Origin of the sequence: Pantoea alhagi (assembly GCF_002101395.1) — a bacterium.
Lineage (GTDB): Bacteria > Pseudomonadota > Gammaproteobacteria > Enterobacterales > Enterobacteriaceae > Mixta > Mixta alhagi.
The window spans coordinates 1,482,721-1,495,705 of the sequence record NZ_CP019706.1 but is presented as its reverse complement, the minus strand read 5'-3'; the positions used below and the strand labels follow the sequence as shown (position 1 = coordinate 1,495,705).

Sequence of the window (12,985 nt, the reverse complement as noted above, 5' to 3'; positions counted from 1 at the left end):
GTTTGCTTATCCATTTTTATTCAACCCTACGGCTGTTCAAATTCGTTCCGGACGAATTTGTCCCTGCGTCGCCGTCTTCCTGCAGCCCGAATTATTTAGGGTATCGTCTTATCCCGGCAAATCAGCACGCCGTTATCGTCGATGTAAAACAAACCGGCGTGCAGCGCGAAGCCGATCCGTTAAATATGCTGGCCACCACCTCGATTATTCTGGTGCTGGCGATATTCGATGCGGCCTGTGCCTGCCTGATGAGTGAAAGCGGCTATTCAACAGAGACACTGCTGGCTGTGCATCCGGGCGGCGATGTGGGGCTAACGCTGAGCCAGAAAAAGTCGCAGCATTAACTTACCAGGTGACGCCGGTCGAGGCGGCGCAACGCCAGCGCGAGCAGCAGGCTGCCCGCCAGCGTAGTGGTGAAAACCAGCGCAATATCCAGCAGCGGCCACTGTTTATGGTCCAGATAGTGCGTACGCATAAAGTGGATGAACAGCGCATGAAAGCCATAGATCGGCAGGGAGTTGCGCGAAATCAGAGCCAGTCCAGGCAGGGGTCGGTTAAGGCAGTTTTTAAACAGGATAAACAGGCTCAGCGCGCCGATAAACACCAACGGCCCGCAGTAGAGATACCAGAGATCGGAAAATGCACCGTTAACATGCAGCTCTTTTTTGGTGCCGACCGAGATGCCCGCCACGCAGACGATAAACAGCAGCGCCATCAGCCAACTCACGCCGCGCCTGTCACACTGCATGGTGCCAAGCGCGCGGCCCAGCAGGGCATAGAGCAGATAGTAGATGCTGTCTCCGCTGATATAGAGGTTTACCGGCAGCCACTGAAAGCGGCCTGCGTCCTGCTCGACGGTATTCGGATTCGCCAGTACCGCTACCACCAGGACCATCACGATAACGTAGCGCGCCGTGGCCGGTTTCACCTGAATCAGCGGCGAAAACAGGTAGATAGTGATAATCGCAAAGAAAAACCACAGGTGATAAAACACCGGTTTCTGTAGCAGATGCAGCAGCGAAAGTTTTTCGCTGATCGGCGTCAGCCAGCTGATATAGATCAGCGCGACGGCGCTGTAAAACAGCAAACAGAGCACAATGCGCAGAAAATGACGCGGCTGCGCGCTGCGCTCGCCGAAAAACAGGTAGCCGGAAATCATAAAGAACAGCGGTACGCAGACGCGCGAAGCGGAGTTCAGCAGATTTGCGCTATCCCAGGCAGATTCCGCCACCTGGCCGCTGTTGGTGATATACCAGGTAGTGGTATGGATCATGATGACCATCAGGCAGGCCACCGCACGTAAATTATCTATCCAGCTAATCTTTTGCGCCGACATTTTTTCCTCATAAAGCGAGCACTTACGTTTATGAGCGTAGCCAGGCCGCCGCGCTTCAACAACTTTTCGCCAGCAGGAATCAGATTCCATCCCGCCGTCGCCTGCAGTTGAACCCTGATGAAACAAAGCGGCGGCCAGACGAGATCACAGGCTGCATAACGCCCGGTCAAAGGGTATACTGGCGCACACTTTTTTAACTCACCCGTATCGCGTGCGAATTCAACATGCAAAAGTTTGATACCAAAACCTTTCAGGGCCTGATCCTGACCTTGCAGGATTACTGGGCGCGTCAGGGCTGCACCATTGTTCAACCGCTGGACATGGAAGTAGGCGCTGGCACTTCTCACCCGATGACCTGCCTGCGAGCGCTGGGCCCGGAGCCTATCGCCGCTGCCTATGTGCAGCCTTCTCGCCGTCCCACCGACGGGCGCTACGGGGAAAACCCGAACCGTCTGCAACATTATTATCAGTTCCAGGTGATCATTAAGCCGTCACCAGACAACATCCAGGAACTTTATCTTGGCTCGCTGAAAGAGCTGGGCATCGATCCTGGCGTTCATGACATCCGCTTTGTGGAAGACAACTGGGAAAACCCGACGCTGGGTGCCTGGGGTCTCGGCTGGGAAGTCTGGCTGAACGGTATGGAAGTCACGCAGTTCACTTACTTCCAGCAGGTTGGCGGACTGGAGTGCAAACCGGTTACCGGTGAAATCACTTACGGCCTGGAGCGCCTGGCGATGTATATCCAGGGCGTTGACAGCGTTTACGATCTGGTCTGGAGCGATGGCCCGCTGGGTAAAACCACCTACGGTGACGTGTTCCATCAGAACGAAGTTGAGCAGTCCACTTATAACTTCGAATACGCCGATGTGGATTTCCTTTTCACCTGCTTTGAGCAGTATGAAAAAGAGGCGCAGATGCTGCTGGCGCTGGAAAAACCGCTGCCGCTACCGGCCTACGAGCGCATTCTGAAAGCGGCGCACAGCTTTAACCTGCTGGATGCCCGCAAAGCGATCTCGGTTACCGAGCGTCAGCGCTATATTCTGCGTATTCGCACCCTGACCAAAGCCGTGGCTGAAGCCTACTACGCCTCCCGTGAGGCGCTGGGCTTCCCGATGTGCAATAACAACAAATAAGAGGCAGCCATGACTGACAAAACTTTTCTGGTGGAAATTGGCACCGAAGAGCTGCCACCAAAAGCGCTACGTAACCTGGCGGAATCTTTTGCCGCTCAGCTAACCGCCGAACTGGATAGCGCGGGCCTCGCCCACGGCGAGGTGAAATGGTATGCCGCACCGCGTCGTCTGGCGCTGAAAGTGGCCAACCTGAGCGCGGCTCAACCGGATCGCGAAATTGAAAAACGCGGCCCGGCCATCGCTGCGGCCTTTGATGCCAGCGGCGCGCCGACCAAAGCGGCTGAAGGCTGGGCACGCGGCTGCGGCATTACCGTGGATCAGGCCGAGCGTCTGAAAACCGATAAGGGCGAGTGGCTGATGTATCGCGCCCAGGTGCAGGGCGAGAGCGCCCAGAAGCTGCTGCCGGGCATGATCGCCACGGCGCTGGCAAAACTGCCGGTACCGAAGCTGATGCGTTGGGGCGACAGCGACGTGCAGTTTGTGCGTCCGGTACATACCGTTACGCTGCTGCTGGGTGACGAGTTGATCCCGGCTACCATTCTGGGCATCGAATCAGGCCGCACGCTGCGCGGGCATCGTTTTATGGGCGAGCCGGAGTTCACCATCGATCACGCTGACCAGTATCCGGAGATTCTGGAAACGCGCGGTAAAGTGATGGCAGATTACGAAGCGCGTAAAGCCAAAATCAAAGCGGACGCCGAAGCGGCGGCGCGCGGGATCGGCGGCAATCCGGATCTGAGCGACAGCCTGCTGGAAGAGGTGGCTTCGCTGGTTGAGTGGCCGGTCGTACTGACGGCGACTTTTGAGGAAAAATTCCTCGCGGTGCCGGCGGAAGCGCTGGTCTACACCATGAAAGGCGACCAGAAATATTTCCCGGTTTACGGCAATGACGGCAAACTGCTGCCGCACTTTATCTTTGTCGCTAACGTTGAATCGAGCGATCCGCAGCAGATTATCGCCGGTAACGAGAAAGTGGTGCGTCCGCGTCTGGCCGATGCCGAATTCTTCTTTAATACCGACCGTAAAAAACGTCTGGAAGATAACCTGCCGCGTCTGGAGACCGTGCTGTTCCAGCAGCAGCTGGGTACGCTGCGTGACAAAACCGACCGTATTCAGGCGCTGGCGGGCTGGATTGCCGCCCAGACTGGCGCAGACGTAAATATGGCGACCCGTGCCGGTCTGCTTTCCAAATGCGACCTGATGACCAATATGGTGTTTGAGTTTACTGACACCCAGGGCGTAATGGGCATGCACTACGCGCGCCATGACGGTGAAGCGGAAGAGGTTGCCGTAGCGCTGAACGAGCAGTATCAGCCGCGTTTCGCCGGTGACGATCTGCCTTCCAGCCCGGTTGCCTGTACGCTGGCGATTGCCGATAAGATGGATACGCTGGCCGGTATCTTCGGCATTGGACAGCATCCGAAAGGCGATAAAGACCCGTTTGCGCTGCGCCGTGCCGCGCTGGGCGTGCTGCGCATTATCGTTGAGAAGCATCTGCCGCTCGATCTGCAAACCCTGACCGAAGAAGCGGTGCGCCTGTATGGCAGCAAGCTGAGCAACGAGAAGGTTGTGGATGAGGTGATCGACTTTATGCTGGGCCGTTTCCGTACCTGGTATCAGGAAGAGGGCCACAGCGTTGATACGATTCAGGCAGTGCTGGCGCGTCGTCCCACCCGTCCGGCCGATTTCGATGCGCGCATGAAGGCGGTTTCACACTTCCGCACGCTGGAAGATGCTGCCTCGCTGGCTGCCGCCAACAAGCGTGTCTCTAACATTCTGGCAAAGGCGACTGAACCGCTGAACAGCAGCGTGCAGGCGTCGCTGCTGAAAGAGAATGAAGAGATCAAGCTGGCGACTTTTGTGACTGCGCTGGAGAGCAAGCTGCAACCGTGGTTTGCTGAAGGGCGTTATCAGGATGCGCTGATCGAGCTGGCGCAGCTGCGCGAAGCGGTAGATAACTTTTTTGACAAGGTGATGGTTAACGCCGAGGATCCGGCGGTGCGTATTAACCGCCTGACGCTGCTGGCGAAACTGCGTCAGCTGTTCCTGCAGGTGGCGGATATTTCTCTGCTGCAGTAACCGCTTTCTTGTGATGATTCACGCCGGGCAATCTTTACGGGTTGCCCGGCGTTGTTGTTTTTCGTCCAGCCTAACCTGCCTTTCAGGCGCGGGCTACAGCATTAAGCGACAGCCTTCCAGCGCTTTAACCATCATCGGCAGGACCTCTCTTAATAGCGCCTGTTGATATTCATCCGCGTTCACAGGCGGCTTTTTTGGGCTTGTGAATGTTTCATTAATAAAGCCCCTGCTCCTGACTCTGGTCTACCAACCCGCCTGGTCATTCGGCCTGTGGCTGACAACGTCCTTTACCACCAATTACGATGAGGCAACGGTTAACCGTTTTATCGACGGCATGGCGGAACGGCAGCTGCCGCTGCACGTCTTCCACTTTGACTGCTTTTGGATGAAAGCTTTTCAGTGGTGCGATTTTCAGTGGGATCCGGAAACCTTTCCTGACCCGGAAGGTATGCTACGGCGGCTGAAGGCGCGCGGCCTGAAAATCTGCGTCTGGATCAATCCCTATATCGGTCAGAAATCGCCGCTGTTCCAGGAGGGACGCCAGCTGGGCTATCTGCTTAAGCGGCCTGACGGTGCCGTCTGGCAGTGGGATAAATGGCAGCCCGGCCAGGCGATTGTTGATTTTACCAACCCGCAGGCCTGCGAATGGTATGCCGGGCACCTGAAGCATCTGGTGCAAATGGGTGTGGATTGCTTTAAGACCGACTTTGGTGAGCGTATCCCTGTGGATGTGGTGTGGCATGACGGCTCTGACCCGCAGAAAATGCACAACCATTATGCGTTTATCTACAACCAGCTGGTATGGAACGTTCTGAAAGAGGAACTGGGCGAAGAGGAAGCGGTGCTGTTTGCCCGTACCGCCTCAGTTGGCGCGCAGCAGTTTCCGGTGCACTGGGGCGGCGACTGCTATGCCAACTATGAATCGATGGCAGAAAGCTTGCGCGGCGGCCTATCGCTCGGCATGTCCGGCTTTGGCTTCTGGAGCCACGATATCGGCGGCTTTGAAAATACCGCGCCGGCTGCAGTCTATAAGCGCTGGTGCGCGTTTGGCCTGCTGTCGAGCCATAGCCGTTTACACGGCAGTAAATCTTATCGTGTGCCCTGGGCTTATGATGATGAAGCCTGCGACGTGGTGCGCCACTTTACCCAGTTAAAGTGTCGGCTGATGCCCTATCTTTATCGCCAGGCGGCGCTGGCCCATGAGACAGGAACGCCAGTGATGTGTGCCATGATGCTGGAGTTCCCTGACGCTCCCGGCTGCGACTATCTTGACCGCCAGTATATGTTAGGCGACTCGCTGCTGGTGGCACCGGTATTCAGCGATGCAGGCGACGTGGCTTTCTGGCTGCCGGAGGGGCGCTGGACGCACCTGACGAATAATGATGAAGCGCAGGGCGGACGCTGGCATAAACAGCGGCATACTTTCTTAAGCCTGCCGCTCTACGTTCGCGATAATACGCTGCTGGCGCTGGGCAGTAACGATCAGAAACCAGACTATGACTGGCATAAAGAGACGGCTTTCCAGTTGTTTAGCCTGGATGATGGCCGTGAAACGCAGTGTGAAATACCCGCCGCCGACGGTGCGACGCTGTTTACGCTGAAGGCGCGTCGCGAAAGGGATACGTTAACGGTGCAGGGCGAAGGCTGTGCGACAAACTGGACGCTTTGTCTGCGTAATATCCATGAGGTTAAAGAGGTGCAGCAGGGTCGCTACGCCGCGGGCGAGCAGGGCGCGATAATTACGCCCGCCAGCGCAGAGTCCACGCTGGTGATTAGGCTGTAATCCGGTACCCCTGTTCAGGCCGCAGGCGGCACCGTGCGGGCAAAGCTTTCACGCTGAAACATTTTTTCCGCCAGTTTCACCAGCGTTGGTCGGTTAACGCACCAGTTCGGCGCGACGTGGCGGAAATTAAGATAGCCAATGGCGCAGGCGGCAGCGATATCAGCAAGATTAAGCTGCTCGCCGTTAAGCCAGGTTTGGCTTGCCGCTTCACGCTCCAGCGCATCCAGCCCGCGCTGAATTTTATGCCGCTGGCGCAGCATCTCTTCTGGCGACTGCTGTTCAATCGGGCGCAGCTGTTCCCGCACAATAACCAGCGCTGCATCGCAGATCCCGTCAGCCAGCGCCTCCAGCTGCCGGACCTTTACCGCCTGAAAAGCATCTTCCGGTAACAGTTTTGGCGTCTGCGGCAGGGTTTCCAGCCGCGCGGCGATGATTGGCGAGTTATACCAGCACTCACCGTTATCATCGACCAGCGCCGGAACTTTGCCTAACGGATTGTATTGCGGTACGTGGCTCTCTTCGGTCCAGGGCGATTCATTTACAAACTCAAAGGTTATGCCTTTTTCCAGCATGATGACCGAAATTTTGCGTACATAAGGGCTGGTATAACTGCCGATAAGTTTCATTAAGGTGATCTCCTGCCAGCAAATAGATGAAATTGCCAGACCGTCGCCGTCGGCGGCCTGGCCGTTAACGATTAGTCAGTGCCAGGAAACAAAAAGGGATTCAGGCTGCTGCGTGCAAAGCCTTCCTGCTCCATACGCGCATCCAGAATCAGCGAGGCGAGATCGTCAGCTACCGGCTCAACCGCCGGATCTTTCTCCTGCCACAGCATTTTCAGATAGGTGCCGCAGTCACCGCAGCTTTCCGCCTTTATTGCCGACTGTTCACTTTCCAGCGACCAGTAGTGCAAATCGCGCGTCTGCTCACAGTTGGTGCATTTGGCGCGCAGTACATACCATTCGCTTTCACACAGGTTGCAGTGCAGGTAACGCAGCCCGCCGCCCTGGGTGCCCATGTGCACCACGCTGGATACCGGCACGCTGTTGCAAACCGGGCAAAACTGCCGCTGTTCACCATACTCAGCGCGCGCTTTGCCAGGAATTAACGCCGCCATTTGCGCCCAGTAAACCGACAGGGCAGCCCAGATAAAGGGCGCTTTATCGCTGCTTACCTGAGCGAAATCATGCTCCAGCAGGGCAGCCGCCAGCGCATCCAGCTCCGGCGCAGAAGTTTTTTCCAGATTCTCCAGCACCGCCAACGCCTGACCGGTCATCTCCGGCTTCAGTTCGGCAATCAGCGAATGCAGCAGGCGTTGCCAGTGAGGGTCGCGCGGCAAAGTATGGATATCCAGCGGCGGTTTACCGCTGGCAGCAGTTTCCACCAGGCGCGCATGGAGATCCATATGCAGCGGGTGATCGTAAAGCACGATCTCCTGCGCTTCGGCAATAAACGCGGCAAAGCGCAGATAGTCGCCCAGCGGATTTTTTTCTGCCAGCTGGCGCAGACGCGCAGCGCGGCGGCTGTATAAATTTTTCAGCCTGGGGAAAAGTAACGGCGGAATCATATCCGCCGTGGTTTTGTCGCTCTTCTCCAGCTGTTCTTGCGGGATGATGCGAATAGTCATCAGGGACGTTTTTCCTGTTTTGTCGGTTGGCTCTGCTGTTCACGAACAGCGCGATACCAGCGCGGATGGTGCTGCTTCGCCCACAATGGCGTCACCCAGCCTTCCACCATTGCAGTCAGCGTGCCTTTTACCCACAGCGCGGCGTAAACATGCACCATGATCACCACAATCAGGCCCACCGCCGCCAGCGAATGCACCAGTAAGGCCAGCCGGATAAGCGGAATGGGAAAGGCAGCGGCGAAGTAAGGACGCCAGATGACAATACCACTCGCCAGCAGCAGCAACAGACTGATGATAGCAGCCCAGAATACACACTTCTGTCCGAAATTATAGCGGCCGGTATCGCCGACCTCCTCATTCATGGCAATTTTATGGATGTTTTTTGCCCACTCAATGTCGTCACGGTTAACCAGGTTGTGCTTCCAGTAGCGGAAAAACATCAGCATAAAGGCCAGGAACATCGCTACACCGATAAAAGGATGCAGAATGCGCGCCAGCTGCGGCGTGCCCAGCAGGTTTAATAACCAGTTAAACGATGGGAAGAAAAAGCCCAGACCGCTAACGGCGGCGAACATGAAGCAGAACGCCACAATCCAGTGATTGATGCGTTCCGGCGCGCTGTAGCGCACAATCAGGTCGCGTTTTTTCATTATTTCCGATCCTCTTTGTCCTGCTGTTCACTATCCTCATCGTCTTTGACCCGGTTCGGGCCGATACCCACGTAATGGAAGAGCGAACCGGCAAAGGTAGCTGCAAAACCAATGGCCGCCAGCGGTTTCCAAATCCCTTTCCAGAAGGTCACCGTCGGGCTGATGCAGGGGTTTTCTGGCAGGCCGTGATAAAGCTGCGGTTTATCGGCATGGTGCAGCACATACATAACGTGCGTACCGCCGACGCCTGCCGGATCGTAAAGACCAGCATTTTTATAGCCGCGCGTTTTCAGTTCCTCGACGCGCTCTGCCGCCAGCTGCTGCATTTCCGCTTTGCTGCCAAAGTGGATAGCGCCGGTAGGGCAGGTTTTCACGCAGGCGGGTTCCTGACCAGCAGTCACGCGATCGACGCAGAGGGTGCATTTATAAACGCGATTATCCTCTTTGTTCATGCGCGGCACGTTGAAAGGGCAGCCTGCAATGCAGTAGCCGCAGCCGATGCAATGTTCAGACTGAAAATCGACGATGCCGTTTGCGTACTGAATAATGGCACCCTCAGCCGGGCAGGCTTTCAGGCAGCCAGGATCGGCGCAGTGCATGCAGCCATCTTTGCGGATCAGCCACTCCAGCCTGCCGTTCTCTTCCACTTCCGAGAAGCGCATCACCGTCCAGGATTTCGCGGTCATATCGATCGGGTTATCGTACACTCCGACGTTAATACCGGGTTCATCACGAATATCGTTCCACTCCGAGCAGGCAACCTGGCAACCTTTACAGCCGATGCAGGTCGTTACATCGATCAGTTTCGCCACTTCCTGTTGATGATCGCGCGCCTGCGGCGGCGGCGTTAAACCGTTGGTCGCGGAGCGGCGGATGATGTCTTGCGATTGATAAGCCATAATCGTTCTCCCTTACACCTTTTCCACGTTAACTAAAAAGCCCTTGTACTCAGGCGTTTGTGAATTGGCATCGCCAACTGACGGCGTCAGGGTATTGGCCAGGAAGCCTTTTTTTGTCGCGCCTTCAAAGCCCCAATGGCAAGGTATGCCGACGGTATCCACCTGCTTATCGTTAATGGTCAGACGACGCAGGCGTTTGGTCACCACCGCTTTGGCTTTGATATAGCCACGCTGCGAGCTGATTTTGATCTCATCGCCAGCCTTAATGCCTTTATCGGCCGCCAGCTCAACGCCGATTTCAACAAACTGCTCAGGCTGAGCGATAGCGTTTAACAGCGCATGCTTGGTCCAGTGGCGGAACAGTTCGGTAATCGAGTAGGTGGTTGCTACATAAGGGAATTTATCCGCAGGCCCCAGCGTATCGGCATCGCGCTGGAAAATACGTACTACCGGGCTGTGGACCTGAGTTGGGTGCAACGGATTGGTGCCGGTGGGGCTTTCCATTGGCTCATAGTGCTCAGGGAAAGGACCATCGGCCAGCTTATCCAGCGCAAACAGATGCCCCATGCCGTCCGGCAGCATAATAAACGGCCCAACCTGTTTTTCCGGCGGCGAGGTTAACGGATAATCGGGCACGTCATAGCCCTGCCAGCGCTGCCCATTCCATTCGATCAGCTTACGTTCCGGGTCCCAGGCTTTACCCTGTGGATCGGCGGAGGCGCGGTTATACAGAATGCGGCGGTTAGCGGGCCATGCCCATGCCCAGCCGGAGATTGCGCCCAGACCGGAAGGATCGGCATTATCGCGACGTGCCATCTGGTTGCCTTCCGGAGTCCAGCTACCGGCATAAATCCAGCAGGCACTGGCGGTGGTGCCGTCATTGCGCAGTTCAGCAAAGGTGTTAAGCTGTTGGCCCTTTTTCAGCAGCAGCTTGCCGTTATCATCATAAATATCGGCCAGCGCCTGACCGTTGCTTTCACGCGCCACCTCTTCCGGTTCCGGGTTAGCGGGATCGGTATAGTTCCAGTTCATTGCCAGTAACGGTTCTGGCGCGGTGCCGCCTTCCTGACGATAAAGTTCGCGCAGGCGCAGGAAGATGTTGCCCAGGATTTTACCATCGTGCAGCGCTTCCGCCGGTGGCTCGGCGGCAGCCCAGTGCCACTGCAGCCAGCGGGAAGAGTTCGCTACCGAGCCGTTCTCCTCTGCAAAGCAGGAGGAGGGCAGACGGAACACTTCTGTCTGGATTTTGGCAGGATCGACATCGTTAAATTCACCGTGGTGCTGCCAGAAGCTGGCCGTTTCGGTGCTGAGCGGATCGATAACCACCATATATTTCAGGCGAGAAAAGGCGCGAAACGCTTTGTTTTTATTGGGGAAGGCAGCCAGCGGGTTAAAGCCCTGGATGATATAGCCGTTGAATTTTCCCTCTTCCATCATCTCTGCCTGCGCCATGCAGTCATAGCTCTTGTCCCACTTGGGCAGCCAGTCGTAGCCCCACTGGTTATCCGCCGTGGCGTTATCGCCGTAAAAGCTTTTCATCAGGCTGACAAAAAACTTATCGGTGTTCTGCCAGTAGTTGACCTGGCCGGGCAGCGGGGAAACAGGCGTTGCCTGCTGCAAATAGTGAGAGAGCGTGGTTTGCTTTTCAGAAGGCAGCGGCAAATAACCCGGCAGGCTTTGCGCCAGCAGGCCGAGATCGGTATAGCCCTGAACATTTGAGTGGCCGCGAAGCGCGTTAATACCGCCGCCCGGCATGCCAATGTTGCCCAACAGCAGCTGGATAATCGCAGCGGTGCGGATGATTTGCGCGCCGTTGGTGTGGTGCGTCCAGCCCAGCGCGTAGAGAATGGTGGCGGTGCGGTTGGGCACGCTGGTGCTGGCCAGCGTCTGGCAAATGGTGAGGAACGCTTCCTGCGATGTTCCGCACAGGCGGCTGACCATTTTCGGCGTATAGCGGCTGGCATGTTTTTTCAGCAGGTTCAGCACACAGCGCGGATGCGTGAACGTATTGTCACGCCTGGCCTCGCCGTTTGCGTCCAGCTCATAATGCCAGCTGCTTTTATCATATTGCCGCGCCGCTTCATCGTAGCCGCTGAACAGGCCCTCTTCAAAGCGGTAGCCTTCGCTGACAATCAGTGAGGCATTGGTATAGGCTTTAACATATTCGTGCTGGATTTGGTTATGCTCCAGCAGATAATTAACCACGCCCATCAGAAAGGCCACGTCGCTGCCCGCGCGCAGCGGAGCATACATATCCGCTACCGCCGCCGAACGGTTAAAGCGCGGATCGACCACGATAACTTTGGCTTTATTATGGGTTTTGGCTTCAATAACCCATTTAAATCCTACCGGATGGGCTTCCGCCGGATTGCCGCCCATAATCATTACGACATTGGCGTTTTTGATGTCATTCCAGTTATTGGTCATCGCGCCACGGCCAAAGCTGGGAGCCAGAGCCGATACCGTTGGGCCGTGACAGAGGCGCGCCTGGTTTTCCAGCGCGACGATGCCTAAAGCACGGGCGAATTTATGATCGAGCAGGCCTGTTTCGTTACTGGCGGCGGAAGAGCAGAGCATGCCGGTTGTGGTCCAGCGGTTTACCGTTGTGCCTTGCGCATTCTTTTGCTGGAAGTTAGCATCACGGTCGGCCTTCATCAGCCGGGCGATGCGATCGAACGCCTCTTCCCAACTGATACGCTGCCATTTATCGCTGCCAGGCGCGCGGTATTCAGGGTACTTAAGCCGCTGTTCGCTGTGGATATAGTCCAGAACGCCAGCACCTTTCGGGCAGAGCGAGCCCCGGCTGACCGGATGATCGGGATCGCCTTCAATATGGTAAATAGAGGAAACGGCGTTTTTGGCACCGTCGCCGCGGCTATAAATCAGCATGCCGCAGCCAACGGAACAATAAGTACAATTATTTCGGGTTTCCTTTGCCCGAAGCAATTTATATTCTCTAACGTTTGCGAGCGCAGCAGAGGGCGTAAAGCCTAATAATGTTAGCGTTGTCCCTGCCATACCGCCCGCACAGATTTTAAAAAAACTGCGTCTGTTAATATGCATAGTATTATTTTTTGCTCAAAACATTGCCAGAACCTCAAAAAATAACACTCTTCCGGCTAATTTTTTTGATAAACGTCAATAAGTAATTATTTTGTTATCATTTTTTAAACGCTTAATTATAAAGAGGTATATGGCTTAAATTGTTCAATTTAAAGGTTTGATTAAATTAATTAACGATGACGTGAATTTTCCGGACTTTTAATGGCATCGCTTTGACGTGAATATTTTAATTAAAGAGATACGGTTACGTTATTCGCATTTTATGTGTAGCGATTTTTTTGCCATGCGCAGGCGGTAGGTTCAGAATTGCGGCACAAAATTCGCACGCTGTGCGGCTTAAGGTTACACCTTAGCCTGTGTGGTTGTGACAATCGGGTAGACGGAAATTGAAATCTGAAGATCAACAAAATGC

At 55.5% G+C, this 12,985-nt stretch carries 8 protein-coding genes and 2 pseudogenes; 4 read left to right on the top strand and 6 right to left on the bottom strand.

Going from position 1 to position 12,985, the window contains the following annotated elements; genetic code table 11:
• Positions 1-143 precede the first annotated feature (143 nt).
• A pseudogene (locus tag B1H58_RS06950) lies at positions 144-344 on the top strand (KpsF/GutQ family sugar-phosphate isomerase); the annotation flags it as partial.
• Here B1H58_RS06950 and B1H58_RS06945 read toward each other — a convergent pair.
• Complete coding sequence (locus tag B1H58_RS06945; RefSeq protein WP_085072248.1) at positions 341-1,336, bottom strand: acyltransferase; 996 nt, start codon at positions 1,334-1,336, stop codon at positions 341-343. The pseudogene B1H58_RS06950 and the gene B1H58_RS06945 overlap by 4 nt on opposite strands.
• A gap of 224 nt (positions 1,337-1,560) precedes the next feature.
• On the opposite strand from B1H58_RS06945, the gene glyQ reads away from it, so the two are divergent.
• The 3 genes and pseudogenes from glyQ to yicI form a co-directional block, all read left to right on the top strand.
• Positions 1,561-2,472, top strand: coding sequence for a glycine--tRNA ligase subunit alpha (gene glyQ, locus B1H58_RS06940; RefSeq protein ID WP_085068944.1), 912 nt, complete (start codon positions 1,561-1,563; stop codon positions 2,470-2,472).
• Positions 2,473-2,481: 9 nt separating this feature from the next.
• A complete protein-coding gene (gene glyS / locus B1H58_RS06935) occupies positions 2,482-4,551 on the top strand; it encodes a glycine--tRNA ligase subunit beta (RefSeq protein WP_085068941.1) in 2,070 nt (689 codons plus the stop codon).
• 250 nt (positions 4,552-4,801) lie between these two features.
• Positions 4,802-6,334: pseudogene (gene yicI, locus B1H58_RS06930) on the top strand (alpha-xylosidase); the annotation flags it as partial.
• Positions 6,335-6,348: 14 nt separating this feature from the next.
• On the opposite strand, the gene B1H58_RS06925 reads toward yicI, so the two are convergent.
• The 5 genes from B1H58_RS06925 to fdnG form a co-directional block, all read right to left on the bottom strand.
• On the bottom strand, positions 6,349-6,960 hold the full coding sequence (locus B1H58_RS06925; RefSeq protein WP_085068939.1) for a glutathione S-transferase: 612 nt from the start codon (positions 6,958-6,960) through the stop codon (positions 6,349-6,351).
• A 71-nt stretch (positions 6,961-7,031) separates the two neighbouring features.
• Positions 7,032-7,961 (bottom strand): formate dehydrogenase accessory protein FdhE, encoded by a 930-nt coding sequence (gene fdhE, locus B1H58_RS06920; RefSeq protein WP_085068937.1) that lies wholly within the window; start codon positions 7,959-7,961, stop codon positions 7,032-7,034.
• Complete coding sequence (gene fdoI / locus B1H58_RS06915) at positions 7,961-8,611, bottom strand: formate dehydrogenase cytochrome b556 subunit (protein WP_085068935.1); 651 nt, start codon at positions 8,609-8,611, stop codon at positions 7,961-7,963. The genes fdhE and fdoI overlap by 1 nt, the downstream gene beginning before the upstream one ends.
• Positions 8,611-9,510 carry a formate dehydrogenase subunit beta gene (gene fdxH, locus B1H58_RS06910; RefSeq protein ID WP_085068933.1) on the bottom strand — a complete coding sequence of 300 codons (900 nt, stop codon included), beginning with the start codon at positions 9,508-9,510 and terminating at the stop codon, positions 8,611-8,613. Before fdxH ends, fdoI begins: the two co-directional genes overlap by 1 nt.
• 12 nt (positions 9,511-9,522) lie before the next feature.
• A complete protein-coding gene (gene fdnG / locus B1H58_RS06905) occupies positions 9,523-12,573 on the bottom strand; it encodes a formate dehydrogenase-N subunit alpha (RefSeq protein WP_085068931.1) in 3,051 nt (1,016 codons plus the stop codon).
• Between the last annotated feature and the right edge of the window lie 412 nt (positions 12,574-12,985).

What these genes read in the sequence shown, in the direction of transcription:
- B1H58_RS06945 (WP_085072248.1), bottom strand. Translation starts at nt 1,336, where the DNA reads ATGTCGGCGCAAAAGATTAGCTGGATAGATAATTTACGTGCGGTGGCC.
- glyQ (WP_085068944.1), top strand. Translation starts at nt 1,561, where the DNA reads ATGCAAAAGTTTGATACCAAAACCTTTCAGGGCCTGATCCTGACCTTG.
- glyS (WP_085068941.1), top strand. Translation starts at nt 2,482, where the DNA reads ATGACTGACAAAACTTTTCTGGTGGAAATTGGCACCGAAGAGCTGCCA.
- B1H58_RS06925 (WP_085068939.1), bottom strand. Translation starts at nt 6,960, where the DNA reads ATGAAACTTATCGGCAGTTATACCAGCCCTTATGTACGCAAAATTTCG.
- fdhE (WP_085068937.1), bottom strand. Translation starts at nt 7,961, where the DNA reads ATGACTATTCGCATCATCCCGCAAGAACAGCTGGAGAAGAGCGACAAA.
- fdoI (WP_085068935.1), bottom strand. Translation starts at nt 8,611, where the DNA reads ATGAAAAAACGCGACCTGATTGTGCGCTACAGCGCGCCGGAACGCATC.
- fdxH (WP_085068933.1), bottom strand. Translation starts at nt 9,510, where the DNA reads ATGGCTTATCAATCGCAAGACATCATCCGCCGCTCCGCGACCAACGGT.
- fdnG (WP_085068931.1), bottom strand. Translation starts at nt 12,573, where the DNA reads ATGCATATTAACAGACGCAGTTTTTTTAAAATCTGTGCGGGCGGTATG.